Raw genomic sequence first — 25810 nt, 5'->3', positions numbered from 1 at the left:
CATGCACCGACGACCGGACGCCCTGCCCACCATGGTCTTCGACTGGGGGGCCATCAAGTGGCACGTGACGCCCGACGCCGTGCCCGGCGCCTCCTCCACGTTCGGCGAGGTGATCATCAACCCCACCAAGGGCCACGAACGCCACCTGCACCCGGACTCCGACGAGGTCCTCTACGTCATCGAGGGCGAGGGACGGCAGACCGTCGGCGACGATCCGGAGTTCCCGGTCAGGGCCGGTGAGGCGATCTACATCCCCAAGGGCACGCTGCACTCGACGTTCAACACCGGGTGGCGGCCGCTGCGGATCATCGCGACGTACACGCCGGGCGGGGCCGAGCTCGCCCTGCGCGAGCTGCCCGGCTTCGTGGAGCTCGCCCCCGGCGCACACCCGGCCTGGACGGCGTCTCTTTGATCGACGGTCGCGTCGTCGATCGGCGCTGATGCGGGCGGTTCGCCCGAGATGATCGTTCCAGCCCGCTCTGTCAGTGGCCTCCGGTAGATTTCCGGGTCTGTTGATCAAGCCCATTCGGAAGTGGCTGTCGGCGTGAGCATGCCGTCGGACTGGAGGTCGAGATCTTGGACGCGGACGAAACCGCGTGGGAACAGCGCAGCGTCGTACGGGTGGTGCCGCCGGTCCAGCCGCGCAAGCTGGCGAAGGTGCCCTTCGTCGAGCTGGCTGACGGCCGGTTGCAGGGGGTCGTGTCGAGCGGGTCCGACATCGAGCGGGTCTACGTCTCCTCGATCACCGCCGGCACCCACGACCTGAGTTGCAGCACCAACAACAACCGCCCGTGCGGCGCGCTGCACGGCTACGCCTGCAAACACCTTCGCCTGCTGGCCGACGAGGCCGTGCTGCAGTACGGCCTCGACCGGGTGGCCCGCTACCTGCGCGTGGAGGTGCCCGAGGGCGGCCACCTGATGAGCGCGCTGAACGGCAGCCCGCAGCGCACCCCGGCGGCCGTGGTGTTCAGCCGGTTCCTGCGCCATCTGGCCTACCTGGAGGTGCCCGACAGCGTCGAGCCCCTGGCCGAGCTGCACTGGTTCCCGGCGATGGGGGAGGTGCGGTGATGCTCGACGTACAGCTCGCAGAGCTGGTGGGGGACGGGCCGGCCGGGCGGCGGGAGGCGCTCGCGCTCGCGGCGGGGTTCGACGAGGCGCTCGGCCACGGGTTCGCCAGGATCGCGGAGGAGCCGGCGGCGGCGCTGGCCGCGCTGGCGGGCGCGCTCGGCGCCTCCCCGCTCGGTGACCGGCTGGGCGAGGCGGTGGAGAAGGTGACCGCCGGGTCGGTCGCCGACGAGCACCTCGCGGCGCTGGCCGGCGGGCGGGCCGCGCTGTTCGGCGCGGTGCACGACGCCCTGCTCGCCCGCCTCGACCAGGCCGTGGGCCGCACCCGCGCCGCCTGGCCCGCCTCCCCGGCCGGGGAGCCGGGGGAGGGCGCCGGCGACGAGGTGCCGGCGAACCTGCTCGCGGGGTGCCGGGTCTGGTTGCGGGAGCTGGCCATCACCGGCTGGCGCGGTGTCGACCACGATCTCGTCTCCGGCGCCGACCAGGCGATCGAGGCGCTGCTCGCGGTGCCGCGGCTGCGCGGGCTCGCCGTCCTGCTCGACGGGCTGGCCGCCGAGCTGCGTGCCTCGGCCCCGGTGGCGGCCATGGACAGGCTGCCCGCCAGGCGGTGGGCCGACCTGTGGACGCGGGCGCTGCTGCTCGCCCAGTCCGGCACCTGGCACGGCGCGCCCGAACCGGTGTCGGGACGGCTGCTGATCCTCGGCGCCGACGTGCACGAGCACGCCACCGTCGTACGGGTGCAGGTGCACGGCGTCCTGGAGGAGGCCGGCGGGCAGACCCGGCTGGTGCGTACCAGCGTCGCGGCGGCCAAGGTCGACACGATCGCCGGGCCGTCGGTGTGGCGGCTGCTGGGCGGTCATCCCGTGCTGATGGGCGCGCTGGCCGGACACCGGTCCGTGGAGATCGACGGCATGCCGCTGCTGCCCGGCGGCGACCTGCTGTGGCACGACGACCGGGCCCGTACGGGCGCCGAGGCCGACCCGTTCACGACCGCGCGGGTCCAGCTCGCGGGCGCGACGGCCGCCGCCACGCCGCCGCTCGACCGCCACCCCGTGCGCATCGCCGAGCCGGTGCTGATCGAGGGATACAAGGTCGACGGCGAGGGCCTCGACCTGGGCGGCCACCGGCTCGCCCTCGACCTCGACCGGCTCCCGTCGAGCTGCCCGCTCACGCCGGAGCTGGTGGCGGCGTCCTCGGCCTGCATCGGGCTGGTGCGCTGGGACGGCGGCAGGTGGCTGCTGCAACCGCTCGCCGTACAGGCGACGGTCAAGAAGAAGCCGGTCACCGCGCACAACGGCGACTGGGCGACCGGCCCGACCGACCCCAAGGTCGTCAAGGCCGAGGCCAAGGCCGGTGACGTCGTCGCCGTGCTGCGCGAACGAGCGGGACGGCTGCTGCGCAAATGAGCGACCCGACCACGAGCGCCGACGAGACCCGGCGCCAAGTGTTGTACTGGCGGCTCATGTCGCGGCTGTTCTCGGCCGACGAGCAGCCCGCGCTGGAGACCGCCAGCATGGGCATCGTCGGCCACCTCGACCTGCCGCCCGCGCTGCTCGACCCCGGCGTGTCGGTGGACACGCTGGTCCAGCGCTTCCCTGAGCTGGGCGCCGAGCTGCAGGACCTGATGGCGGAGAAGGAGCACGAGGAGGGCGGCGAGGTGCGCCGCGCCGCGCTGGTCTCCAAGCTGCTGCTGAACGTCTTCTCCACCGGCACGGGCAACGTCACGGCGGGCGATCTGGCCCGCTGGAAGCAGGACGCGGGCTGGTTCGAGAAGGGCATGGGCTGCGAGCCCGGCGGCCTGAAGCACGGGCCGGGCAACGAGGAACTGGCCGCCGTGCTCGCCATGATCGAGGGCGACCTCGTCAAGCGCATGCGCCTGCGCGAGGTGCTGGCCGACCCGGCCCTGGCCAAGCAGCTCACGCCCAGCATGTCGCTCATCGAGCAGCTGCTGCGCGACAAGTCCAACCTGTCGGGCGTCGCGCTGGCCAACGCCAAGGCGCTCATCCGCAGGTTCGTGGACGAGGTCGCCGAGGTGCTGCGCACGCAGGTGGAGAAGACGAGCGTGGGCGTCATCGACAGGTCGGTGCCGCCGAAGCGGGTCTTCCGCAACCTCGACATCGAGCGCACGATCTGGAAGAACCTCACCAACTGGAGCCCCGAGGACCAGCGGCTCTACGTCGACCGGCTCTACTACCGCCAGACGGCCCGGCGTACCACCCCGGCGCGGCTGATCGTGGTCGTCGACCAGTCGGGCTCGATGGTGGACGCGATGGTCAACTGCACCATCCTGGCCTCGATCTTCGCCGGCCTGCCCAAGGTCGACGTGCACCTCGTCGCGTACGACACCCGCGCGCTCGACCTGACGCCGTGGGTGAACGACCCGTTCGAGGTGCTGCTGCGTACGACGCTGGGCGGCGGCACCGACGGCACGGCCGCGATGGCCCTGGCCAGACCGAAGATCGCCGATCCGCGCAACACCGTGATGGTGTGGATCTCCGACTTCTACGACAACCGCTCGCTGATCACCGACTTCGAGTCGATCCACCGGTCGGGCGTCAAGTTCATCCCCGTCGGCTCGGTCAACAGCTCCGGCTACCAGAGCGTCGACCCGTGGTACCGGCAGAAACTCAAGGACCTGGGCACCCCCGTGCTCTCCGGCCATGTCCGCAAGCTCGTCTTCGAGCTCAAGAACTTCCTCACCTAGGAGAACCCCCGACCATGAGTGACATGCTCCGCGCCCCCGCAGAGGTGAAGTACGCCGAGGAGCTCGACTGGCTGGAGTCGGTCGACGACGGGCCCAAGCCGTTCTCGTGGCGGCTCAGCCCGCGCATGATCCGCATCTTCGTCCTCGGCTCCGAGCGTTCCGACGGGCTCGACCGCGAGATCCCGCAGAAGTGGTTCGGCGACCGCAGCTTCGTCGAGCGCAGCATCGTGACCCTGGCCTCCGACCGCGGCCTGCTGCTGATCGGCGACCCGGGCACGGGCAAGAGCTGGCTGGCCGAGCTGCTGTCCGCGGCGATCAGCCGCAACTCCACGCTGGTCGTGCAGGGCACCGCCGGCACCACCGAGGACCACATCAAGTACTCGTGGAACGTCTCGATGGTCATCGCCAAGGGCCAGTCGCGCGAGTCCATGATCCCCTCGCCCATCATGAACGCGATGGAGCAGGGCGTGATCGGCCGCTTCGAGGAGCTGACCCGCTCGACCAGCGACGTCCAGGACGCCCTGATCTCGATCCTGTCGGAGAAGTACGTCTCCATCCCCGAGCTCGACGACGACAACATCGTCTTCGCCCAGCCCGGCTTCTCGATCATCGCCACCGCCAACAGCCGCGACCGGGGCGTCAACGACCTGTCCTCCGCGCTCAAGCGGCGGTTCAACTTCGTCCGCATCCCGGTGGTGACGAACAAGAAGAGCGAGGCGGAGATCGTCCGGTTCCGTACCGAGGAGCTGCTGCGCAGGCACCAGATCGAGCTGGACCTGCCGCCCACGCTGCTGGACATCCTGCTGCAGAGCTTCGCCGACCTGCGGGCCGCCGCCGCCTCGGCGACCAGCGACGACGAGAAGCTGGAGTCCGCGTTGTCCACGGCCGAGCAGATCGGCGTGCTGGAGGACGCGATCCTGCACAGCCACTTCTTCGGCGACCGCACGCTGCGGCCCGACACGCTCGCGGGCTCGCTCGTCGGCTCGCTGGCCCGGCGCAGCCCCGAGGACCTGGCCATCCTGAACAAGTACTGGCACGGCGTCGTCGAACCGCGCAGCAAGAAGGACGGCGGCCCGTGGCAGGACTTCCTCGAGGGCGGCCGCCAGGCCATCTCCACCCTGTCATGAGCCTCTTCCAACCGCTGAAGGACCAGCTCAGCGAGGCCGCCGCGGCCTTCGTGGGCGACGGCGCGGTGTCGTCCATCCTCACCGGGCTGGTCGAGGACGTCGACCGGGCGCTGCGCGAGGAGCTGGAGATCTTCCCGGTCTGCCACCACTCGCCGGCCTCGGCGCTGGCCATGGTGCGCCGCCTGCGGGAGAAGCAGCCGAAGGTCATCTACCTGGAGCTCTGCGAGGACCTGGCGCCGCTGCTGACCGAGCTGCGCAACTGCCGGCTGCCGGTGGCGCTCCAGGCGTTCGCGACCGAGCTGGACGGCTTCCCCAAGGGTTCGGGGCCGCTGAGCGTGGTGGCCCCGATCACCGAGGCGTCGGCCGAGTACCAGGCCATCTCGTACGCGCTGGAGACCCCGGACGTCGAGCTGGTGCTGGTCGACCGCTCGTCGGACCACGTCTTCCAATGGCTGCCGCGAGAGCAGGAGAAGGAGCCGGCGAAACCGGGGGAGGAGGCCGGCCTGCACGGCGACGCCGTCGGCGTGGAGATCGGCGACCTGCGCCCCCGCTTCGCCGAGCTGGAGGAGCACCTGCTCCACCACGGCAAGGTCCGTCACTGGTCGGAATGGTGGGACCAGTACGTCGAGCAGCCGCTGTCCGGCGCCGACTACGACACCTACCGCCAGGTCATGGTCCTCATCGGCAGCCTGTTCCGCCGGCTGCGCCCCGAGGACGACCGGCTGGCCGTCGACGAGGAGCGCGAGCGCTACATGTGGACCAGGATGCGCGAGCACCTGGCCGCCTCGGGCGCCGACCCGGCCGACTGCCTCTACGTCTGCGGCGCCTTCCACGCCGCCAGCCGCGTCGAGCAGTTCGGCCTGGCCGCCACCGCCCCGTACGAGATCGGCCCCCGCACCGGGACCCGGTGGTTGTACGGGCTGATCCCGTCCAGCCACTCGGCCATCGAGGCGCAGTTCGGGCTGGCCTCCGGGTCGGTGTCGATCGCCGCCGCGACCTGGGCCAAGGCCGTGACGCGGAGCAAGCTCACCCCGTTCCAGCTCAGCGGGCAGAAGGGCACCAGGAAACGGGCGGTCAAGCTGTCCGCGCCCGCCGCGCCGGCGCAGCTCGCCGACCGGCTGACCGGGTTCCTGTCCAGCCCGCCCAAGCTCGACGCGCTCGACGAGGCCGGGCTGCTGGGCTGGAGCGTGGACATCGTCCGGCTGGCCCGCCGCAACGGCTATCTCGCCAGCACCGCCGACGCCATCGCGGTGTTCGAGACGTCGATCCTGCTCGCCGGCATGCGCAACCGGACCAGGCCCACGCCGTACGACTTCCAGGACGCGGCGGTCACGTGCATCGAGAAGGACGTCGTGCCGGGCCGGCGCGACGTGCGCCGCCTGTGCGAGATCCTGCTCGGCGGCGACCGCATCGGCTCGGTCGGCTACGACGCGCTGCCCCCGCTGGCCCAGAACGTCTACGACCGGCTCCGGCCGCTCGGCGTCGACCTGGACCGGCGCACGCTCCAGCGGGCGCTGCTCGACCTGCACTCCGACCCCGAGCTGCTGCCCTGCTCCGACCTGCTGTGGATGCTGCGCTACCTGCTGCCCGGCGACGCGGCACGGCCGATCATGGGCGAGCGCAGGCTCGGCGAACGGCCGATCCAGGAGAGCTGGGACCTGGCGATCGGCCGCAACCAGCGGGCCATCATCGAGCTCGGCTACGAGGGCGTCACCATCGAGCAGGTGCTCGAACAGCGGTTGCGGCGCAAGGTGTGGGAGCCGGACGCCACCGCCGCCGTCGCGCTGGCCGCCGTCGAGGACGCCATCCTCTTCCTGGGCGGCGGGCGCATCGCCGACGAGCTGGGCGCGCGGGCGGTGGAGCTGCTGGCGGCCGAGCGAAGCGTCGACGACGCCCCGGACGTGCTGCGCCGCATCCGCCGCCTGCTGTCCTACTACCGCACCGCCGAGCCCGTGCTGCCCGCGTGGTGCGAGGCGTTCGTGACCGAGGGCTACGCCCACTACTGCACCCTGCTCCCGACCGCGTTCGTCGAGGACGAGACCGGGGTGCGGCAGGTGTCGGCCATGCTCGGGTTCCTGTTCACGATGGAGGGGCTGGCGCTGGCGCTCGGGTGCGACCGGGCCCAGCTCGAGATCGCGGTGCGGCAGTCGCATCCGGAGTCGCCGGCCAAGGTGGCGCTGTTGTGGGCGGCCCAGCACCTGCTGGGGTTGCTGCCGCTGGCCGAGCTGCGGTCGCGGTGCGACGAACTGCTGGCCAACCCGCTGGTCATCCCGTCGTTCCCGCAGTACATCACCGGGTTCGTGCAGGCGATGGAGCCGGCTCCGGCGTTGTCCGGGTTCGTGGTGGAGGTGATCTCCAAGGCGTTCGGACGGCTGCCGGACCAGGTGTTGCTGCCGTGGTTGCCGAAGCTGATCACGACGCTGCGGGACCAGGCGGGGGAGCTGATGCCGGTCCTCGTACGGGAGGCCGGTCGTACGTTCCCCGGCAGCCTGACGGCGGTGGACGCCTGGACGCCGCCGTGGGCCCGTACGGCGGCGCCGCCCGCGTCCAAGGCGGTCGCGCCCGCCGCGTCCGGCCCGGTCGCCGAGCTGCTGGCCGGGCATCCGGCGGCCTGTGACGCGGCGGCCGGGCTGCTGGGCTGCGAGGGCGGCTGGCGGCCGGTGGCCGCCGGCGCCGGACCGGAGCACCCGGAGGCCGCCGCCCTGCTGACCCACCACCCCGACACCACCCTCGCCCTGGCGGCGCTGCTGTCCTGAGACCGGGCGGCCGCTCGCGGGCGCCGGACCACCTCCGGCGCCCGCGAAGTCCCAGGGCCGGGGCGCGGGGGCGGCGGGCGAGGGTCAGCGGCCGAAGCAGATGGTGCGGCCGGGGTGGACGTGGTCGGGTTTGTAGGTGACCTGGTCGATCGTGACGCCCTTGGCGTTCACGAGGAGGATGGTGTCGCCCTGGTTGCCGAGTTGCAGCCGCCCGCCGGGCACGACCTGAAGGACGCCTCCGGCGGCGAGCGACCCGGTCAGCTCGGTGCGCCCGCCCCGCGAGTCGGCCAGCGCCCATCCGGCCAGGTCGACCGGCCGGCCGGTGACGTTGAGGAGGGTGACGTTCTCGTGTCCCCGGTCGGCGCCCGCCGCGCCCGGCAGCGCCGCCACGATCAGCACGTCCCCGGCGGAGACCGGACGCGGGTCCACGGGCGCGCCGGGCGGCGCCGGGTCGGGGCTGATGACGAAGTCCTCGGGCCAGGCCGTGAGCTGGATCCGGGTGCCGGAGGCGCGGATCACGTCGTGCAGGTTGCCGTGTTCGAGCTTGTCCAGCAGGAACACGGCGTCGTCCCGGTTGACGGGGTCGGCCCGGAGCCAGGCGTCGAAGCCGTCGAGGTCGCTCGCGCCCGTCGCCAGGTACGGCACCAGCCTGCGGAACAACTTCGGCCACATGACGAGCCCGGTGAGGGCCTCCAGCGAGGCCACCTCGGCGGGCCCGCCGGGATCGGCGGCCGAACGCGGCCAGATGCCGGTGGGCGAGGCCTTCGTCCTGGCCGTACGCGACACCCCGGCCAGATGCGTGCGCAGCGTCGCGGGCAGCGTGGCGTAGAAGGCCGGGTACGTCAGCCCGGCGGCCAGCAGCCGCGCGTTCGCGGAGGTGTCCACCAGCGCCTCGTCGAGGAACACGGCCAGGCCGTCGGGCCCTGGGTGCTCGCCGGTGAACGCGAAGCCGATCAGCCGGCCGTTGGCGTCGATGCCGTTGCTGAGCACGTGCCCGCGCAGCTCGTCCTGGTCGGCCGACCGGACCTTGTTGGGCAGGTCGTCGAAGAACTGCACGCCGGTGAAGCCGAGCAGGCGCAGCAGCTCGTCCCGCGCCGCGTTCGCGCCGGTGAGCTCCTGGTGGGTGTCCTGGAAGTGGGTCTCCAGCGCGTCGATGGCCTCCAGGCGGACGGAGATGCCGCGCGCGCTGAGGTCCGGGGGCCGTCCGGAGGGACGGGCCAGCGTCTCGACCAGCGCGGGCGAGTCGGGTCTGAACTTGATCGTGTCGCCGTCGGGCTCGGGGCCCTGACGGGGAAGATCCGGGTAACGGATCACGAAGCTGCCGCGTAAAAGTGTGTAGCTCATTGGGTTCCCCCCCAAGAGTGGCCATCACTGCCATATCGGCCACCGGAGCGTAACTCCACGCACTTCTCAGCGTCTACGGCCTGCCGGGCCGGGGACCGGCCCGGCAGGGAACGGCCCGGATCAGGCGGCTCCGAACCGGGGGATCGGCAGGTCCTCGGTGGCCAGGTGCACGATGTGCGACTCGGTGTAGACGTCGATGCTGTGCCGGCCGCCCTCTCGGCCCACGCCGCTGGCCTTGACCCCGCCGAACGGCGTGCGCAGGTCGCGCACGTTCTGGGAGTTGACCCAGAGCATGCCCGCCTCGATCGACTGGGCCAGCCGATGCGTACGCCGCAGGTCGTTGGTCCACAGGTACGCCGCCAGGCCGTACCGGGTCGCGTTGGCCAGCTCCACCGCCTCCGTCTCGGTGGAGAAGGGCGTCACGCAGACGACCGGTCCGAAGATCTCCTCCTGGAAGATCCGCATGTGCGGCGTCACGTCGGCGAACACCGTCGCGGCCAGGAAGTTGCCCGACGTCAGGTGCTCGGGCCGGGAACCGCCGGCGACCAGGCGGGCCCCCTCGCCCGAGCCGATCGCGACGTACTCCATGACACGCTCGTAGTGCTCGGGGTGGATGAGCGCGCCCAGTTCCGTGGCGGGGTCGCCGGGCGCGCCGACCCGTACGCGCGCGGCGCGCTCGGCCAGCCGGGCCACGAACTCCTCGTAGACCGTGTCCTGCACGAGCACGCGCGAGCTGGCCGTGCAGCGTTCGCCGTTGAGCGAGAAGACGCCGAACACCGCCGCGTCGAGCGCCCGTTCCAGGTCGGCGTCCTCGAAGACGAGCAGCGGCGACTTGCCGCCCAGCTCCATCGACAACGTCTTCAGCGACGACGCGGCGTTGCGCATGATGGTCTGGCCGGTGCCGCTCTCGCCGGTGAAGGAGATCACCGGGACGTCGGGGTGGGCGACCAGTGCCGCGCCCGCGTCCTCGCCGATGCCGTGGACCAGGTTGAACACGCCGGTCGGCAGCCCGGCCTCCTCCATGATCTCCGGCAGCAGGCTCGCCGACGCGGGCGACCACTCGGCGGGCTTGAGCACCACCGGGCAGCCGGCCGCCAGCGCGGGGGCCAGCTTCCAGGTCTCCAGCATGAACGGCGTGTTCCACGGCGTGATCAGCCCGGCCACCCCGACCGGCTTGCGCACGACGTAGTTGAGCTGGGCGGTGCCGACGCGGTAGACGTCCTCGCCCATCGTGGTGATGACGTCGGCGAAGAAACGGAAGTTGTGCGCGGCCCGCCGCGCCTGGCCGCGGGCCTGGGTGATCGGCAGGCCGGTGTCGCGGCACTCCAGCGCGGCGATCTCGTCGTCCCTCGACTCGATGGCCGCCGCGACGGCGCGCAGGGTCCCGGCGCGCTGCTCGGCGGGCATCGTGCTCCACGGCCCGTCGGTGAACGCCTTCTGGGCCGCGGCCACGGCCGCGTCCACGTCGGCCGCGCCGCCCGCGGCCACCTCCAGGTACGGCTCGTTCGTGGTGGGATCGAGCGCCGTGAAGGTCGCACCGGACTGGCTCGGCACGTGCCGGCCGCCGATGTAGTGCTCCAGTTTCATCAGGCGACTCCCTCGCTCTGTGCCAGTAGTTCGTTGATCCGGGCGATGCCGGGCTCGGTGGGGGTGATCAGGGGGGCTCGTACGTGGCCGGAGGCGATCAGGCCGCGCTGCTCCAGCACCCACTTGGCCGGGGCCGGGTTCGTCTCCACGAACAGCAGCTCGACCAGCGGGTGCAGCGAGTAGTGCAGCTCCAGCGCGGTCTCGTGGTCGCCCGCCGTGTACGCCTCGTACATGCGGGCCACGGTCCGCGGCGCCAGGTTGGCCGCGGCGCTGACGAAACCGACGCCGCCGATGGCCAGCAGGGGCAGGCAGAGCAGTTCGATGCCGGACCACATGAGGAAGTCGCGGCCGCACAGGTTGAGCACGTGAGAGAAGTGCTCGAAGTCCTTGGTGGTCTCCTTGATGCCGACGATGTTGTCGTGGTCGCGGCGCAGCCTGGCCACGGTCGCGGGGGCGATGTCGACGGCGGTGCGGGAGGGCACGTTGTAGATGACGATCGGCAGCGCGGGGAACTCGGCGGCGACCGTGGCGTACCAGCGGTAGAGGGCTTCCTGGGTGGGACGGGCGTAGTAGGGCGTGATGACCAGGGCGGCGTCGGCGCCCAGGCGCTCGGCCTCGGCGGTCAGCCGCAGGGTCTCGTCGAGCTTGGCCGAGCCGGTGCCGGGCAGGAACGGCACCCGGTCGGCGGTCTCCTCGGCCACCACGGCCATCGCCGCGACACGCTCCTCGACGGACTGCGCGCCGGGCTCGCCGGTGGAGCCGCCGGTGGAGATGCCGTGCGAGCCCTGGCCGAGTTGCCAGCGCACCAGCGAGCGCAGCGAGTCGAGATCCAGCGACCCGTCGGCGGCGAACGGCGTCACCACGGGTGCGATGGATCCGCGGATGGTCGACGGATCGGAGCGGAACTTCATGGGTTCTCCTTTTCGGGGGGTCGGCGCTGCTGCTCGTACGCCTCGCGCCAGGCGCCCTTCAGCGGGTAGAGGCCGTCGATCGAGGCTCCCTCGGAGACGCGATCGAGGATGAAGCGCTCCTCGTCCTCCTGGCGGGCGGCGGCCCCGGGGTCCTCGGCGACCAGCGCGGGCGGGATCACGACGACGCCCTCGGCGTCGCCCACCAGCACGTCGCCGGGGCACACCAGCACGCCGCCGCAGTCCACCGGCACCTGGGAGTCCATCGGCACGTGGCGGCGGCCGAGCACGGCGGCGTGCGCGGTGCCGTAGTAGGAGGGCAGGTCGAGCGTGGCGAAGGAGGGGCTGTCGCGCAGCCCGCCGTCGGTGACGACGCCGGCCGCGCCGCGGCGCAGGGCGCGCATGGCCAGGATGTCGCCCAGCGTGCCCGCGCCGTGCTCGCCCCGGGCGGAGATGACCAGCACCTCGCCCGGCCGGATCTCCTCGACGGTGCGCTTCTGGGCGTTCATGCCGCCGCCGATCTCGGCGAAGACGTCCTCGCGCAGCGGCAGGTAGCGCAGGGTGCGGGCGACGCCGACCATGCGCAGGTCGGGGCGGGCGGGGCGGACGCCCTCGATGAAGTGGTGGTCGATGCCGCGGGCGCGGAGCTGGGAGGAGATCGTCGCGGTCGAGACCGACCGTAGCGCCGCGGTGATCTCCGGGGTCAGGGGGCCGGGCGCGGGGTGCGCGGAGCCGTACGCGGCGGCCCTGGTCGCGTGGGTGACCTTGGGCCGGACGCCGTACGCCGCGGGCGGGTCCTGCTCGGCGACGACCTCGTTGCGCAGCCGGGCGGTGCCTTCCAATTCGACCTCCACCACGTCCCCGGGCCGTACGACGGTCGAGCCGGCTGGGGTGCCGGCCAGGATCAGGTCGCCGGGCTCCAGCGTCATGTACCGGGACAGGTCGGCGATCAGCAGGTCGAAGCCGAACAGCAACTCGTCCGTGCACGCCTCCTGGGCGAGTTCCCCGTTGACGTACGTGCGCAACCACAACCGCCCCGGATCGGCGTCCGTGAGCAGTTCCGAGCCGACCGGGGTGAACCCGTCCTGGCCCTTGGCCCGCAGGTTGGAGCCGAGGTCGGCGTGCTTGAAGTCGTAGACCCCGAAGTCGTCGGCCGCCACGTACCCGGCCACGTGCTCCAGCGCGCGCTCGGGGGAGACACGATGGGCGCGGCTGCCGACGAGGATGCCGATCTCGCCCTCGAACGCCAGCAACTCGCACCCGTCCGGCCGTACGACGGGCCGGCCCGACCACGACAGGGACGTCGGCGGCTTGAGGAAATAGGAGGGGACGGCCGGGGTTCTGCCGCGTTCGGCGGCCCGGCTGCGGTAGTTCAGATGGACCGCGATGATCTTCCCCGGCGACAGGCCAAGAGGGTGTCCCACCTCGTCTCCTTCCAAATCATATACGACATCATTTATGTTATGGCATGTGGAACAATATCGACAAACCCCCTCAGATGCCTACATGATGCTCATCACGCCATCAGTGGAGAGGAGAGTGCGGATGATGGTTCAGACCGCCCAAGCAGGCCGGGGAGTGGCGTGATGGGCGAGATCGTGCTCGCCGCCAAGATCACGCACGTGCCGTCGATCTGGCTGTCGATCCAGCCCGGCAAACACTTCGGCATCCGCCGCCCCGCGGAGCTCGCCCTGACCGAGGTCGGCAGGCGGGCGCGGGAGCTCGGCGCGGACACGTTCCTGATCGCCGACACCCATTGGATGAACAGCATCGGCTTCCACCTCAACGGCAAGCCGCGCCACCAGGCCACGTACGTCAGCCATGAGCTGCCGCACTTCATCCACGACCTCGCCTACGACTACGCGGGCGATCCCGAGCTGGCCGAGCTGATCCGCGAGGAGATCGTCGCGGGCGGCCAGAAGGCCCGCGTGCACACCTACCAGGACCTGGGCCTGGAGTACGCCACGCTGGTGCCGATGTACTTCATGAACCAGGACGCCGGCGTCCGGGTCCTGCCCATCGGCTGCAACATCTACTCGACCGTCGAGGAGAACCGGCGGATCGGCGAGGCCCTGCTGCGTGCCGTGCTCCGCAGCGACAGGAAGGTGGCCTTCCTGGCCAGCGGGTCGCTCTCGCACGCCTTCCCGCCCAACGAGATCGCCGAGTCCCTGCTCGACGACGTGAGCAGCGAGCTGAACCGCAACGTCGACCACGCGGTGCTGGAGATGTGGGGCGAAGGCCGCATCCCGGAGTTCCTCGACATGTTGCCCGACTACAACGAGCGCTGCACCGGCGAGGGGGCGATGGCCGACACCGCCATGCTCTTCGGGCTGCTGGGCTGGCGCGCGTACAACGGGCGGGGCGAGCAGCTCTGTCCCTACTTCGGCAGTAGCGGCACCGGTCAGGTGGTCGTCGACTTCCCCGTGCCCGCGTTCCACACGACATGAAGGATTCGGCAGACATGACGGCCGTTCAGACGTTCACGCCCGACCGGCCCACCGGGGCGCCACCCGTGCTGCTGCTGCACGGGTTCGCCTCCAGCGGGCGGCAGGACTGGGTGGACACCGGGATCGCGGCGGAACTGGCCGCGGCCGGGCGCGTGGTCGTCGTACCCGACCTGCCCGGTCACGGCGGGAGCCCGGTTCCGGCCGAGGCGGCGGGCGCGCCCGCGGTCGCCGCGGCGCTGCTCGCCCTGGCCGGCGACGGGCCGGTCGACGTGGTGGGGTACTCGCTCGGCGCCCGGCTGGCCTGGGAGTTGCCGGAGCTGGCGCCCGACCGGGTGCGGGCGGTCGTGCTGGGCGGGCTGAGCCCGTTCGAGCCGTTCGCCGCGCTGGACGTGGCGGCGCTGCGCGCGGCGGTCGCGGGCGGCGAGCCGGGCGACCCGATGACCGGCATGATCGCGGCGATGATCGCGGGCGCCTCCGGCGGGGTGCCCGAGCGGGCCGCCGGGCTGGTGAGGCTGGTCGAGGGCCTGCGCGCCACGCCGTTCGAGCCCAAGGGATGGGCCGGGCGCACGCCGCCGGTGTTCGTGGCGGGCGCGGAGGACATGATGACCTCCGGCATCGAGAACGTCGTCGCGCCCGCGCACGTCGCCCGGCTGGTCACCGTCCCGGGTGATCACCGCGGCGCGCTGGCCGGTCAGGCGTTCCGCGACGCGGTCGCCAAGGCGCTCGCCACGTGACGAGCACAGGAGGAGTCGCGTCGAAGGCGGAGCTCAGCTACGAGATCCTGCGTTCGCGCATCCTGGACGGCACCTACGGCCCCGGCTACCAGCTCGTCATGGACCGCCTCGCGCGGGAGATCGGCGTGAGCACGATCCCCCTGCGCGAGGCGCTGCGCCGTCTCCAGTCCGACGGGCTGGTGGAGGTGGTGCGCAACGTCGGCGCCCGCGTCGCGATCTTCGACGCGGCGCAGGTGCGCCACACCCTGGAGGTGCTGGCCCGTCTGGAGGGGTACGCGGCCGCCATCGCGGCCCCGCGCATGGGCCCGGCGGACGTGGCTCGTTCCCGCGAGATCAACGCACGGCTGTTCGAGGCGCTGGACTCGTTCGACCCCGCCGCGTTCACCGCGCTGAACCGGGCCTTCCACTTCTCCGTCTACGAGCACTGCGACGACGAGCACCTGAACTTCCTGCTGGAGGCCGAATGGACCAGGCTCGACCACATGCGGCGCTCGGTGTTCGGCTACCTGCCGGGAAGGGCCCGCCGTTCGGTGGAGGAGCACGAGCACCTGCTCGACCTCATCGCCGCGGGCGCCGACCCCGCGGAGATCGAACGGGTCGCGTGCGCGCACAAGACCAACACCGCCGGCGCCCTCTATGACGTCCGGGTCACCCGCGGCTAACAATCGGGTCATGCCCTCCCGGCATTTTGTCCTACACTGGTAGACGAAACGCCGTACGAAGGGGTGCCGCATGCCCAAGATCATTGACCACGACCAGCGTCGCAGCGACATCATCGACGTCACGTGGGACCTGATCACGAAGGGGGGCATCGAGGCGGCCACCATGCGCGAGATCGCGAACGCGGCGGGCTTCGCCAACGGCGCGCTCAAGCACTACTTCCCCGGCAAGGAAGACATCATCGAGGCGACGTACGAGCGCGCCCTGGCCATCGTGACCAGCTACGTCAAGCTCGACGGCCGCCGCGGGCTGGGCGCGCTGCGCGAGATGTGCGAGGCGGCGATGCCGATCGACGAGGAGCGCATCACCGCCGGCCGGGTGCTGCTGATCTTCTGGCAGACCTCGCTGACCAACCCCAAGCTGTACGACAAGTACCTGGAGCACCTGCGCGCCTGGCGCGGCATGCTCCACCGGCTGATCGAGGAGGGCCGCGCCGACGGCGAGATCCGCACCTCGATCCCCGACGAGCAGCTCGTGGACGAGCTCGTGTTGCTCAACGCGGGCGCCAACGTGATGAGCCTGGTCGGCCCGCAGTTCTCCACGGTCGAGCTGCAGAAGCGGCACCTGCAGTCGTTCTTCGACCGCATCGCCCGGCCCTGAGCCCAGCCCTGGCCCTGACCCCGCTCGTTCCGGCCTGCGTCGCGCGTCCGCGGCGCGGGCCGGCGCGTGCTCAGACCGCTTCGGCCACGATGACCCGCGGGCTGCCCGGCAGGGCCAGCTTGTCCACCGGCTTCCAGGCGGCCTCGTCGAGCCAGCCGCGCACCTCATACTCCTCGTAGACGACCGTCCCGTCGATCACCAGGTACTCCCCGGCGTGCAGCGCGTCGATGGCCCGCTGCTCGGCGTCGTCGTCGAGGAAGAAGTCGAGCAGCAGCAGCCGCGCCCCCGGAGCCGCCGCCGCGCGGGAGTTGCGCAGGATGGCCCGGTTCTGCTCGACGTCGAAGCGGTGGATGACATGGTTGACCATGACCAGGTCGTACGGGCCGGACGGCGTCGCCGTGTCGGTCGGGGCGCCGGTCACCTCGGCCCGGTCGGCGAACCCGGCCTGGGCGACCTGCTCGGCGATCGAGTCGGCGAACGTCGGGTCGTACACGAAGGTGGCGCGCAGCGCGGGGTTGGCGCGCAGGGCCTCGAAGGCGAAGGCGCTGGACAGGCCGCCCAAGTCCAGCAGGTTGCGGAATCCGGAGAAGTCGAACGCGCCGCCCAGCATCCTGGCGTGCAGGCTGTTGTACGTCATGACCCCGGCCATGAACGTGCCCCACCGGTTGCCCGAGGTGTCCAGGACGCCCGGCTCGGTGGTGTCCACGGTCTTGTCGAACTGCAGCCAGTGGCCGTAGCTGATCTCGTTGAGGAAGGTGAGGAACGGGCCGAGGTCGAGCTCGGACGACTTCTGCCCGGCCAGATAGCCGGCCGCGTCGGCGCCGAGGGCGTACCGGCCGTCGGTCCTGGTCAGCAGGCCGAGCCCGGCCATGCTGTCGGCCAGGATGCGGGCCATGCGGGGGGTGACGCCGGTGGCCGTCGCGATCTCCCCGGCGCTGCGCGCGCCGTCCGCGAGCGCCGCGAACAGTCCGATGCGGCTGGCCGCGAAGAGCTGCTTGGCGCCCATGTAACCGGTGGCGATGGCGACGATCGGATCCGGCGTGGGGGAAGGCGTGGACATGGTCAAGGCCCTGCCCTTTCTGTATTGTCTACGAATGTAGACGTTCACCATAGACCCTCTGTCTACGAACGTGGAATAACCGTTGACAGTGGAGGGACCGTCTGTCAACCTTTGTAGAACTATCTGGCTCGAACATGGCTTTTCGGCAGCTCAGTGTGGGTTTGCGTGCCCCGCTTCGAGCACGGTACCGGTGCCAGGAATGGAGCTCACGCGCATGTCGCTGCTCAACCTGACGGATCTGACCATCGGCGTCACCCGGGAGGACGCCGGGCCCCAGGAACTCGTCCACCGGCTCACCCTCGGCGTCGCCTCCGGGCAGACGCTCTGCGTGGTGGGGGAGTCGGGCAGCGGCAAGACCGTCACGGCACTGTCGATCATCCGCCTGCTGGAGTTCGTGGCGCCGTCCTACACCGAGGGCGCGATCGAGATCGGCGGCGTGGACGTCACGCGCCTCGGCGCCGAGGAGATGCGCGCCTACCGGGGCGCGCGGATCGGGATGATCTTCCAGGAGGCCCTGGACTCGCTCAACCCCGCCCAGCGTGTCGGCGTCCAGCTCATCGAGGGCTACCGGCCCGAGGGTGCGCTGCCCCGGCAGGCACTGCGCCGGGGCAGCAGGCTGCGCCGCGAGGCCGAGGCCAAGGCCAGGAGTCTGCTGACCGAGGTGGGGCTGGGCGACACCGACCGGATCATGGCGCTGTATCCGCACCAGATGTCCGGCGGCATGCAGCAGCGTGTGATGATCGCGATGGCGTTGATGTCCGACCCCGACATCCTCATCGCCGACGAGCCGACCACCGCCCTCGACGTCACGACGCAGGCCGAGATCCTCGCGCTGTTCCGCCGGGTGCAGCGTGAGCATCAGACCGCCTGCGTGTTCATCACCCACGACATGGGCGTCGCCGCCGAGATCGCCGACCGGATCGCTGTCATGTACCGGGGCAGGCTGGTGGAGATCGGCGACAAGATGGACATCCTCACCAAGCCTACGCATCCGTACACCAAGGCGCTGCTGGAATGCGTGCCGCAGCTCGGCGTCAGCCGTCGTACGGGATTTCCGACGATCTCGGAGGCCAAGCTCAGGGCCGCCACCGAGGGGTCCGGCGAGACCGTGACGGAGACGCTGGTGCTCGCCGCCGAGCCCGCGCCGGTCACCGGCACCCCGCCCCTGGTCATCGAGAACGTCACCAAGGTCTACCGCACCGGCCGCCGGGCGAGCGTACGCGCCGTCGGCGACGTCTCCCTGGAGATCGCGCCCGGCGAGTTCTTCGGCCTGGTCGGCGAGTCAGGCTCGGGCAAGACGACGCTCGGCCGCATGGTCAGCGCGCTGGAACGGCCCACCTCGGGCAGCATCACCTTCGGCGAGCACCGCATCACCGCATCGGGGCTGCGCGGCGACGAGCGCGCCTTCCGGCGTACCGCGCAGTTGATCTTCCAGGACCCGCAGAGCTCGCTCGACCCCCGGCACACCGTGGCCCGCATCATCGCCGAGCCGCTGCGCGAGCTGACCCCACTGCGCGGCGCCGGCCTCGACCGGCGTGTGGCCGAGCTGATCGACGAGGTCGGCCTGCCCGCCGACTGCGCCGGCAAGCTGCCCTCACAACTGTCCGGCGGCATGCGCCAGCGTGTGTCCATCGCGCGCGCGGTCGCCGCCGAACCCAGGCTCATCGTCGCCGACGAGCCCACCTCCGCGCTGGACGTCTCGGTCCAGGGCCAGGTCATGAACCTGCTCCTGCAACTGCGCCGCTCGCACGGCATCAGCTTCCTGTTCATCACGCACAACCTCAGCCTGGTGCTGTCGGTGGCCGACCGCGTCGGCGTGATGTACAAGGGCGACCTCATCGAGGTCGGCATCCCGGAAACCATCGCCTCCTCCTCCACGCACGAGTACACGCGCCGCCTTCTGGCCGCGAATCCCGACTTGTCGGCATACGTGGGATAGCCCCTCGGGTCGACCTTCTCTTCTGTCCCCCCTTTTTTCAGAGCAAGAGCGAGAACCCACATGAACGTGCTCAAGAGCCTGAGGGCCGGGCTGATCTGCGCCGCCGCGGCGAGCGCCCTGCTGCTCTCCGGTTGCGCGGGCGGCGCGACTCCGTCGTCCTCCTCCGCCGACGCCGGCACCCCTGTACGCGGCGGCGACCTCGTGGTCGCGGTCCCGACCGATCCGCAGTCGCTGGACATGGTCGCCAACCCGGGCCAGGTCACCGCCCACATCGGCAACATGTTGTACGAGAAGCTCTTCGAGGTCGACAAGACCTTCGCGGCCCGCCCGATGCTGGTCGACACCTACAAGCAGAGCGAGGACCGGCTCACCTACACCTTCAAGCTGCGCACCGGTGTCACGTTCCAAGACGGAAACCCGCTGACCGCCGCCGACGTGGTCGCCAGCCTGGAGCGCTGGCTGAAGAGCCACGTCACCGGCCAGCAGGTCGCCGCCGACGTCAAGAGCCTCAAGGCCACCGACGACACCACGGTCACGCTGGAGCTGAAGAAGCCGCGCTACCCGCTGATCGACGAGCTGGCCAGCCCCGGCGCCGAGGTCTACGAGGCCAAGAACCTCAAGGGCGTGCCCGCGACCGGCTTCGCCAAGGAGGCGGCCGTCGGGACGGGGCCGTACAAGCTGAAGAGCTGGGACATCGGCCAGCAGGTCGTACTGGAGCGTTACGACGGCTACAAGTCGCGCGCCGAGGAGGACTGGGGCGGCCAGGCCGGCGCCAAGCACGCCTACCTCGACACGGTCACCTACAAGGTAGTCGCCGACCAGGACGCCGTGGTCAACGGCCTGCAGACCGGCCAGTGGACGCACGCCATGCCCGGCGACGACCAGTACACCCCGCTCAAGAACAACCCCGCCGTGGTCGTGTCGAACCTGGCCGGCGCCAACCAGAACGTGTTGATCCCCAACTTCAACAAGGGCTCCAAGTTCTCCGACGTACGCGCCCGGCAGGCGCTCAACCTGCTGATGGACAAGCCCGCGCTGAACGCCGCCACCGGCGGCGGCCCCGACCTCACCGTCGAGGTGGGCGCGCTGGTCTCGCAGGACAACAAGGGCCTGTACTCCACCGCCGGCGACGACGTCTACAAGCAGCACGACCCGAACAAGGCCAAGGAGCTGTTCGCGCAGGCCGGCGTCAACGCCGGTGACACCGTACGCATCCTGACCTCCAACAGCTACCCGCAGTTCAGCCAGTGGGCGGTGCTGCTGCAGGACCAGCTCTCCAAGATCGGCATCAAGACGAAGATCGACACCTACGACTTCCCGACGATGCTCGGCACGATCACCAAGGACCCCGGCGGCTGGGACATCACCACCCTGTTCTTCAACGCCGCGCTCACCTCGCCCTCGCAGATGCCCGCGCTGACCCTCGGGGTGTTCAACGGCTCGGGCTCGCCCGAGATGGCCAAGCTGATCGAGGACTACAACGCCGCGACCTCCCCGGAGACCGCCAAGACGCTCATGGACCAGCTCCAGACGTTCGTGTGGCAGCAGTTCCCGGTCATCACGATCAGCCAGTCGAAGCTGTACGCCGCCTACTCGCCCACGCTCAAGGGGTACGACACGTTCTACCGCGTGTTCTGGAACTCCTGGCTCCAGAAGTGAGGGGGGAACATGGCGGGACTCCTGCTCCGGCGACTGCGTGACCTGGTCGTCATCCTGCTGATCGTGGGCACGATGATGTTCTTCGTCATCCGCCTGATCCCGGGCGACCCGGCCATCGCGATCCTCGGCCCGACGGCCAAACCCGCCGACGTCGAGGCGCTCAGGCAGAGTATGGGGCTGTCCGGCTCGTTGTGGGAGCAGTACCTGAGCTGGCTCGGCAACGTGGCGGGCGGCGACTTCGGCTCGTCGATCACCTACCACGCCCCGGTGGTCCGGGTCGTGACCGAGCACTTCGTCCCGACGCTGACCCTGGCGGTGATCAGCACCGTCATCAGCTTCTTCGTCGCGGTGCTGATCACCTCCTGGAACGCGGTCTCGCCGCGCAACCCCGTGGCCCGCGGGTTCAACCTGCTCTCCTCGCTCGGCATGGCGATCCCCGACTTCTGGATCGCGCTGATCCTGGTGCTGGTGTTCGCCGTGTCGCTGCGCTGGTTCCCCTCCAGCGGGTACACCGACCTCTTCACCGACCCGGTCGCCGGGGTGCCGATGCTGGTGCTCCCGGTGGTGTGCCTGGTCATCGGGCAGTCGGCGCTGTTCACGCTGACCCTGCGGGAGAGCGTGCTCGGCGAGCTGCCGCACACGTACCTGCGCACCGCGCGGGTCAAGGGGCTGTCGGAACGGCAGGTCATGCTCAGGCACGTGCTGCCGAACGCGCTGATGCCGCTGATCACCCAGCTCGGCAGCAACTTCGCGATGATGGTCGGCGGCATCGTGATCATCGAATCGATCTTCGTGATCCCGGGGCTGGGCTCGCTGCTCATGGGCGCGGTCTCGACCCGGGACTTCCCGCTGGTCCAGGGCGTGACGCTGTTCGTCGCGCTGATGTTCGTGGTCGTCAACCTGATCGTCGACCTGTCCTATGCCCTCCTCGACCCCAAGGTGCGTGTTTCGTGACTACCGAGGCCGTCGCGGGGCGCGTCGGGGCGGCCGGGCGGCCCTCCGCCGCCTCCCGCGCCTGGCGCCGCAACCCGGTGCTGATCACCGCCACCACACTGCTCGTCCTGATCGTGCTGGCCGTCGTCCTGGCGCCGGTGTTCCTGCCGGACGCGAACGCGACCGACCCGGTGCACCGGCTGCTGCCGCCCTCGGCCGACCACCTGCTCGGCACCGACTCCTACGGCCGGGACGTGCTGAGCCGCCTGGTCTCCGGCGGCCGGGCCTCGCTCGGCCTGTCGGCGCTCATCACGCTCTGCGCGGCGTTCACCGGCATGGTGATCGGCCTGGTCAGCGGCTTCTACCGGACCGTGGACGCGGTCGTCATGCGCATCATGGACGCCTGGATGTCCTTCCCCGCGATCATCCTGGCCATGGCGCTGGCCATCGGGCTCGGCGCCAGCATCTGGACCGAGCTGATCGCGCTGACGGTCATCTTCACGCCGTTCACGGCCAGGGTGATCCGCAGCCGGGTGCTCAGTGTGGCGGCCCGGCAGTACATCGGGGCGGCGCGGGTGTCCGGCATGCGGCCGGCGAAGATCCTGTTCGTGCACGTGCTGCCCAACGTGCTGCCGCTGGCGCTGGTGCAGGTCGTGATCCTGTCGGCCTCGGCGATGCTGGTCGACGGGGCGATGAGCTTCCTCGGGCTGGGCATCGCGCCGCCGACGCCGACGTGGGGCAACATGATCGCCGAGGGGCGGTCGTACCTGACGCAGGCGCCGTGGCTGATCGTGTTGCCGGGTGCGGCGATCATGCTCTGCGTACTGCTGCTGAACCTCATCGGGTCGAGCATGCGCAACGTCGTCGACGCGCGGGCCCGGTCGATGAGCGAACTGCAGAAGCTGCGCACCCGCCGTCCGGCGCCGCGGTGAGGGCAGGCGCGCGCGGGGGCGCCCGGCGGTCACCGCCGCGCGCCCCCGCTCCCGCGTCACGGGGTCCAGACGCCGTCGGCGCTGACCTCGCGGTCCAGCCACAGGTCCGCCAGCGCCGCGTGCACCTGGGGTCCCCGCTCGCGCCAGAGCCGCAGCGCGCCCAGGTTGTCCTCCAGCTGGGCCATCCTGCTCACCCCGAACAGCACGTTGGCCACCGCCGGATGCTCCAGGCAGAACACGATCGCGACCTGGCCGGGCGTCGCGCCGAAGTCGGCCGCCACCCGCGCCACCGCGTCGGGGGCCTCCCTGATCGCGTCCCGGATGCCGCCCGGGTCGGCGCCGATCTTCCGCTCGGGGAACTTCCGGCCGGCCAGGATGCCGCCCTCGAAGATGTCGCTGGCCTGCAGCGACAGCGCCCCGGACGCGAAGTGCTTGCCGTAGAAGCCGCCCTCGGCCATCGAACGCCGCGCGATGCTGTACTTGAGCTGGGCGAAGCTCGGCGGCGTCAGCCCCTCCTCGGCGGCGAAGCGCAGCGCGAGGTCCACGTCCTCGGCGATCCAGTTGTTGACGCCCCAGCTCGCGAACCGGCCGGCGGCGATCTGCTCGGCGACGTCCGTCACGATCCGGCGGATGTCGGGCCGCTCCATGTAGTCGCCGACCACGACCGTCTCGGCGCGCTCGACGCCGACGCGCTCGAAGCTCACCTCGAGCTGCTCGCGGAAGCCCGTGCGCGGGTACTCCCACAACCACAACTTGCCGCAGAGCTGCCAGTCGTCCCTGTCCGCGCCGGCCTCGCGCACCGCGCGTCCGAAGATGAGGTCCGTACGGGCCTGCTCGGCGTGCGGGCCCATGTTGTAGTGGGCGACGTCGAAGAGGGTCACGCCGGCGTCCAGGGCCGCCCTGATCAGGGCCACCGCGTCGCCGAACTCCATGCGGTCCCACGTGTTCCAGGAACCCAGCCCGAACAGGGACGTCGTCGTGCCGCCCGGTCCGAGTCGCCGTACCGGAACCCGCTGTGTGTCGCTCACGTCGATCCACTCCCTGCCGGACGAGGTCTTTTTTGTCTACGCTTGTATAATAATAAACCCCAACGCCCCCCGCAGCCCCATCTGTGAAGGGCCCTCACCGAACAGGAACCCCCACATGAGCGAACCTGTCGTTCCCAGGACCGTCCTCGTCACCGGCGGCGCGAGCGGCATCGGCCGCGGCGTCGCGGAGGCGTTCGCCGCGGCGGGCGAGCGCGTCGTCATCGCCGACCTCGACGAGGCGCGGGCGCGGGCGGCCGCCGCGGAGATCGGCGCCCACCACGTCCAGGTGGACGTCGGGGACGCCGCCTCCGTCGAGGCCGCCGTCGCGGCCGTCGTCGCCGCGCACGGCACCATCGACGTGCTGGTGAACAACGCCGGCCACACCGCGGGCGGCGGCCCCCTCATCGGCCTCGACGTGGACGTCTTCGACTCCTGCGCCCGGGTGAACTTCCGCGGCACGTTCCTGATGACCAGGGCGGTCGGCGCGCACATGGTGGAGCGCGGCGTACGCGGCTGCATGGTCAACATCTCCTCCATCGGCGCCCGCCAGCCCACACCCGGCCTCGGCCACTACGAGGCCACCAAGGCCGCCATCGACGCCCTGACCCGCTCGGCGGGCATCGAGCTGGCCGCCCACGGCATCCGCGTGAACGGCGTCGCCCCCGGCCCGGTGCTCACCCCCATGACGGCGATGTTCGCCACGGACGACGCGGCCAGGAAGGCGTGGGAGTCGCGCATCCCGCTGGGCTCGATCGCCCAGGTGGCCGACATCGTGCCCGCCGTGCTCTTCCTCGCCTCCGACGGCGCCCGCCACATCACGGGCGTCAGCCTCCAGGTGGACGGCGGCCAGCTCCTGGCCTGACCGGCACCCCGGCGCGGGCTCAGTCCAGGGCCACGCCTTCGCGCATGTGGACGACGCGGCCGCCCACCACGGTCGCGTCGACCGCCACCTGCGGCAACTCCGCCGGCGTGACCTCCAGCGGGTCGCGTTCCAGGACGCAGAAGTCGGCGACCTTGCCCATCTCCAGCGACCCCTTCCACGACTCCGCGCCGTCCTGCGCGGCCGGTGCGGTGGTGTAGCAGCGCAGCAGCCGGTACATCAGGCCGGGACGCGGCGCCCGTTCGCCCAGCAGCGTGCACGCGGCCGCCACCTGCACCCGCCAGTCGGGCGTGGTCACCGGCCCGTCGCTGCTCAGGGTGAACCTCACCCCGCTCGACAGCAGCTCCGCCAGCGGCCAGGCGGCGACCGCGGCGTCCGCGCCGAGCGCCCCCGCCACCCAGTCGGCCGTGGCGACCGCGATCACGGGCTGCGTGGTGAGCCCCATGCCGAGCGAGCCCATACGGGCGATCTGCGCGGGGTTCACCAGGTCGCCGTGGATGACGTAGTGCCGCCCGGCGGCCGCGTCCGGCAGCTCGGCCACCGTGTCCAGGAACGCCTCGACGGTACGGTCGCCGGTGGCGTGCACGCCCACCTGGAGGCCCGCCTCATGCGCCAGCCGGATCATGGTGCGCAGGTTGTGCTCGCGCCCGGCGTCGTCGGCCCCGGCCACCAGCAACGACCCGTGGCCGCCCTCGGTGTAGGGGTGGCAGGTCCAGGCCGACCGCATGGGCGGGATGCCGTCGGCGAAGATCTTGAGTCCGGCCACGTTCAGCCAGGCGGGGTCGGACCGGGGGGCGAGCGCGCCGAGCCCGGCGGCCACGTCCTCCAGCGTGCTGGGGCCGTCGAGCACCCCGAACAGGCGCAGCGCGGTCACCCTGGCCCGCAGCTCACCCTCCTCGGCCAGCTTCGCGTAGGTGTCCAGGACGGCCTGTGAGAAGCAGCCGGTCTCGCCGTCGTCCTCGCCGGGGCCGAGGCCCGGCTCGGTGTAGCTGGTGATGCCGAGCGAGGCGCAGACCTGCCCGGCGCGCAGGATGGCCGCCCGCCTGGACTCCTCGTCGGCCAGCAGCCTGCCCTCGTGGGCGGACAGGCCGTTCTCGCTGATCAGCGTGTCCGGCCAGACCGCTCCTAACCAGGCCGCGTGCAGGTGCGAGTCGTTGATGCCGGGCAGGACCGTACGGCCGGCCAGGGAGAGCACCCGGGTGCCCGGCCCGGCGTACGCCAGGACCTCCTCGTCCGTGCCGACCGTCATCAGGCGGCCGGCGCGCACCGCCAGACCGCTCGCCCGCCCGTCGCGGGCGTCGAAGGTGAGCACGTTGCCGCCGACCGCCACGAGGTCCGCGTACTCGTCCGCTGACACCGGGTTCCTCCTGAGGGGCTGTAATTGTTT

22 protein-coding genes are annotated in these 25810 nt (G+C 71.2%); 15 read left to right on the top strand and 7 right to left on the bottom strand.

The window, feature by feature from the left end:
* The first annotated feature begins 1 nt into the window (after nucleotide 1).
* The 6 genes from DMB42_RS10285 to DMB42_RS10260 all read left to right on the top strand — a co-directional run bounded on the left by DMB42_RS10285 (nucleotide 2) and on the right by DMB42_RS10260 (nucleotide 7652).
* A complete protein-coding gene (locus DMB42_RS10285) occupies nucleotides 2–412 on the top strand; it encodes a cupin domain-containing protein (RefSeq protein WP_125633073.1) in 411 nt (136 codons plus the stop codon).
* 164 nt (nucleotides 413–576) lie between these two features.
* Nucleotides 577–1068 (top strand): hypothetical protein, encoded by a 492-nt coding sequence (locus DMB42_RS10280; RefSeq protein WP_125633071.1) that lies wholly within the window; start codon nucleotides 577–579, stop codon nucleotides 1066–1068.
* Nucleotides 1068–2471, top strand: a complete 1404-nt coding sequence (locus tag DMB42_RS10275) for a hypothetical protein (RefSeq protein WP_125633069.1) — start codon at nucleotides 1068–1070, stop codon at nucleotides 2469–2471. Before DMB42_RS10280 ends, DMB42_RS10275 begins: the two co-directional genes overlap by 1 nt.
* The gene (locus DMB42_RS10270) at nucleotides 2468–3769 is read left to right on the top strand and encodes a VWA domain-containing protein (protein WP_125633067.1); all 1302 of its coding nucleotides are present in this window, start codon (nucleotides 2468–2470) and stop codon (nucleotides 3767–3769) included. Before DMB42_RS10275 ends, DMB42_RS10270 begins: the two co-directional genes overlap by 4 nt.
* Before the next feature lie 14 nt (nucleotides 3770–3783).
* The gene (locus tag DMB42_RS10265) at nucleotides 3784–4896 is read left to right on the top strand and encodes an AAA family ATPase (protein ID WP_125633065.1); all 1113 of its coding nucleotides are present in this window, start codon (nucleotides 3784–3786) and stop codon (nucleotides 4894–4896) included.
* On the top strand, nucleotides 4893–7652 hold the full coding sequence (locus DMB42_RS10260) for a DUF5682 family protein (protein WP_125633063.1): 2760 nt from the start codon (nucleotides 4893–4895) through the stop codon (nucleotides 7650–7652). The genes DMB42_RS10265 and DMB42_RS10260 overlap by 4 nt, the downstream gene beginning before the upstream one ends.
* Nucleotides 7653–7736: 84 nt before the next feature.
* Here the strand turns inward: DMB42_RS10260 and DMB42_RS10255 are convergent, their stop codons facing one another.
* The 4 genes from DMB42_RS10255 to DMB42_RS10240 all read right to left on the bottom strand — a co-directional run bounded on the left by DMB42_RS10255 (nucleotide 7737) and on the right by DMB42_RS10240 (nucleotide 12915).
* Entirely contained in the window at nucleotides 7737–8996 is a 1260-nt protein-coding gene (locus DMB42_RS10255) for a lamin tail domain-containing protein (protein WP_125633061.1), read from the bottom strand.
* A gap of 120 nt (nucleotides 8997–9116) precedes the next feature.
* Nucleotides 9117–10583, bottom strand: coding sequence for a 5-carboxymethyl-2-hydroxymuconate semialdehyde dehydrogenase (gene hpaE, locus DMB42_RS10250; protein ID WP_125633059.1), 1467 nt, complete (start codon nucleotides 10581–10583; stop codon nucleotides 9117–9119).
* Nucleotides 10583–11494, bottom strand: coding sequence for a 4-hydroxy-tetrahydrodipicolinate synthase (dapA, locus tag DMB42_RS10245; RefSeq protein WP_125633057.1), 912 nt, complete (start codon nucleotides 11492–11494; stop codon nucleotides 10583–10585). The genes hpaE and dapA overlap by 1 nt, the downstream gene beginning before the upstream one ends.
* Nucleotides 11491–12915, bottom strand: coding sequence for a fumarylacetoacetate hydrolase family protein (locus DMB42_RS10240; protein ID WP_125633055.1), 1425 nt, complete (start codon nucleotides 12913–12915; stop codon nucleotides 11491–11493). The genes dapA and DMB42_RS10240 overlap by 4 nt, the downstream gene beginning before the upstream one ends.
* A 162-nt stretch (nucleotides 12916–13077) precedes the next feature.
* On the opposite strand from DMB42_RS10240, the gene hpaD reads away from it, so the two are divergent.
* The 4 genes from hpaD to DMB42_RS10220 all read left to right on the top strand — a co-directional run bounded on the left by hpaD (nucleotide 13078) and on the right by DMB42_RS10220 (nucleotide 15992).
* Nucleotides 13078–13938, top strand: coding sequence for a 3,4-dihydroxyphenylacetate 2,3-dioxygenase (gene hpaD / locus DMB42_RS10235; protein WP_125633053.1), 861 nt, complete (start codon nucleotides 13078–13080; stop codon nucleotides 13936–13938).
* Between the two features lie 14 nt (nucleotides 13939–13952).
* A complete protein-coding gene (locus DMB42_RS10230; protein ID WP_260477603.1) occupies nucleotides 13953–14672 on the top strand; it encodes an alpha/beta hydrolase in 720 nt (239 codons plus the stop codon).
* Nucleotides 14669–15334 (top strand): GntR family transcriptional regulator, encoded by a 666-nt coding sequence (locus tag DMB42_RS10225; RefSeq protein ID WP_260477602.1) that lies wholly within the window; start codon nucleotides 14669–14671, stop codon nucleotides 15332–15334. The genes DMB42_RS10230 and DMB42_RS10225 overlap by 4 nt, the downstream gene beginning before the upstream one ends.
* A gap of 70 nt (nucleotides 15335–15404) precedes the next feature.
* Nucleotides 15405–15992 carry a TetR/AcrR family transcriptional regulator gene (locus DMB42_RS10220; protein WP_125633049.1) on the top strand — a complete coding sequence of 196 codons (588 nt, stop codon included), beginning with the start codon at nucleotides 15405–15407 and terminating at the stop codon, nucleotides 15990–15992.
* A gap of 70 nt (nucleotides 15993–16062) precedes the next feature.
* Here DMB42_RS10220 and DMB42_RS10215 read toward each other — a convergent pair whose 3' ends face one another.
* Nucleotides 16063–17052 (bottom strand): methyltransferase, encoded by a 990-nt coding sequence (locus DMB42_RS10215; RefSeq protein ID WP_185844571.1) that lies wholly within the window; start codon nucleotides 17050–17052, stop codon nucleotides 16063–16065.
* A gap of 214 nt (nucleotides 17053–17266) precedes the next feature.
* Between DMB42_RS10215 and DMB42_RS10210 the strand changes: the two genes are divergently transcribed.
* Genes DMB42_RS10210 through DMB42_RS10195 form a run of 4 tightly spaced genes read left to right on the top strand, consistent with a single transcriptional unit; the run spans nucleotide 17267 to nucleotide 22515 of the window.
* Complete coding sequence (locus tag DMB42_RS10210) at nucleotides 17267–18991, top strand: ABC transporter ATP-binding protein (protein ID WP_125633045.1); 1725 nt, start codon at nucleotides 17267–17269, stop codon at nucleotides 18989–18991.
* Nucleotides 18992–19051: 60 nt separating this feature from the next.
* Nucleotides 19052–20650, top strand: coding sequence for an ABC transporter substrate-binding protein (locus DMB42_RS10205; RefSeq protein ID WP_125633043.1), 1599 nt, complete (start codon nucleotides 19052–19054; stop codon nucleotides 20648–20650).
* 9 nt (nucleotides 20651–20659) lie between these two features.
* Nucleotides 20660–21604 carry an ABC transporter permease gene (locus DMB42_RS10200; RefSeq protein ID WP_125633041.1) on the top strand — a complete coding sequence of 315 codons (945 nt, stop codon included), beginning with the start codon at nucleotides 20660–20662 and terminating at the stop codon, nucleotides 21602–21604.
* Nucleotides 21601–22515, top strand: a complete 915-nt coding sequence (locus tag DMB42_RS10195; RefSeq protein WP_125633039.1) for an ABC transporter permease — start codon at nucleotides 21601–21603, stop codon at nucleotides 22513–22515. The genes DMB42_RS10200 and DMB42_RS10195 overlap by 4 nt, the downstream gene beginning before the upstream one ends.
* A 56-nt stretch (nucleotides 22516–22571) precedes the next feature.
* Here the strand turns inward: DMB42_RS10195 and DMB42_RS10190 are convergent, their stop codons facing one another.
* A complete protein-coding gene (locus DMB42_RS10190) occupies nucleotides 22572–23543 on the bottom strand; it encodes an aldo/keto reductase (protein WP_125633037.1) in 972 nt (323 codons plus the stop codon).
* Between the two features lie 115 nt (nucleotides 23544–23658).
* Between DMB42_RS10190 and DMB42_RS10185 the strand changes: the two genes are divergently transcribed.
* Entirely contained in the window at nucleotides 23659–24405 is a 747-nt protein-coding gene (locus tag DMB42_RS10185; RefSeq protein WP_125633035.1) for an SDR family NAD(P)-dependent oxidoreductase, read from the top strand.
* Between the two features lie 19 nt (nucleotides 24406–24424).
* On the opposite strand, the gene DMB42_RS10180 is transcribed toward DMB42_RS10185, so the two are convergent.
* Nucleotides 24425–25780: an amidohydrolase gene (locus tag DMB42_RS10180; protein ID WP_260477601.1), complete on the bottom strand. Its 1356-nt coding sequence runs from the start codon at nucleotides 25778–25780 to the stop codon at nucleotides 24425–24427.
* Nucleotides 25781–25810 lie beyond the last annotated feature (30 nt).

Origin of the sequence: Nonomuraea sp. WAC 01424 (assembly GCF_003947315.1) — a bacterium.
In the GTDB taxonomy this organism is placed as follows: Bacteria; Actinomycetota; Actinomycetes; order Streptosporangiales; family Streptosporangiaceae; genus Nonomuraea; species Nonomuraea spiralis.
This window is presented reverse-complemented; position numbering and strand designations above follow the sequence as displayed.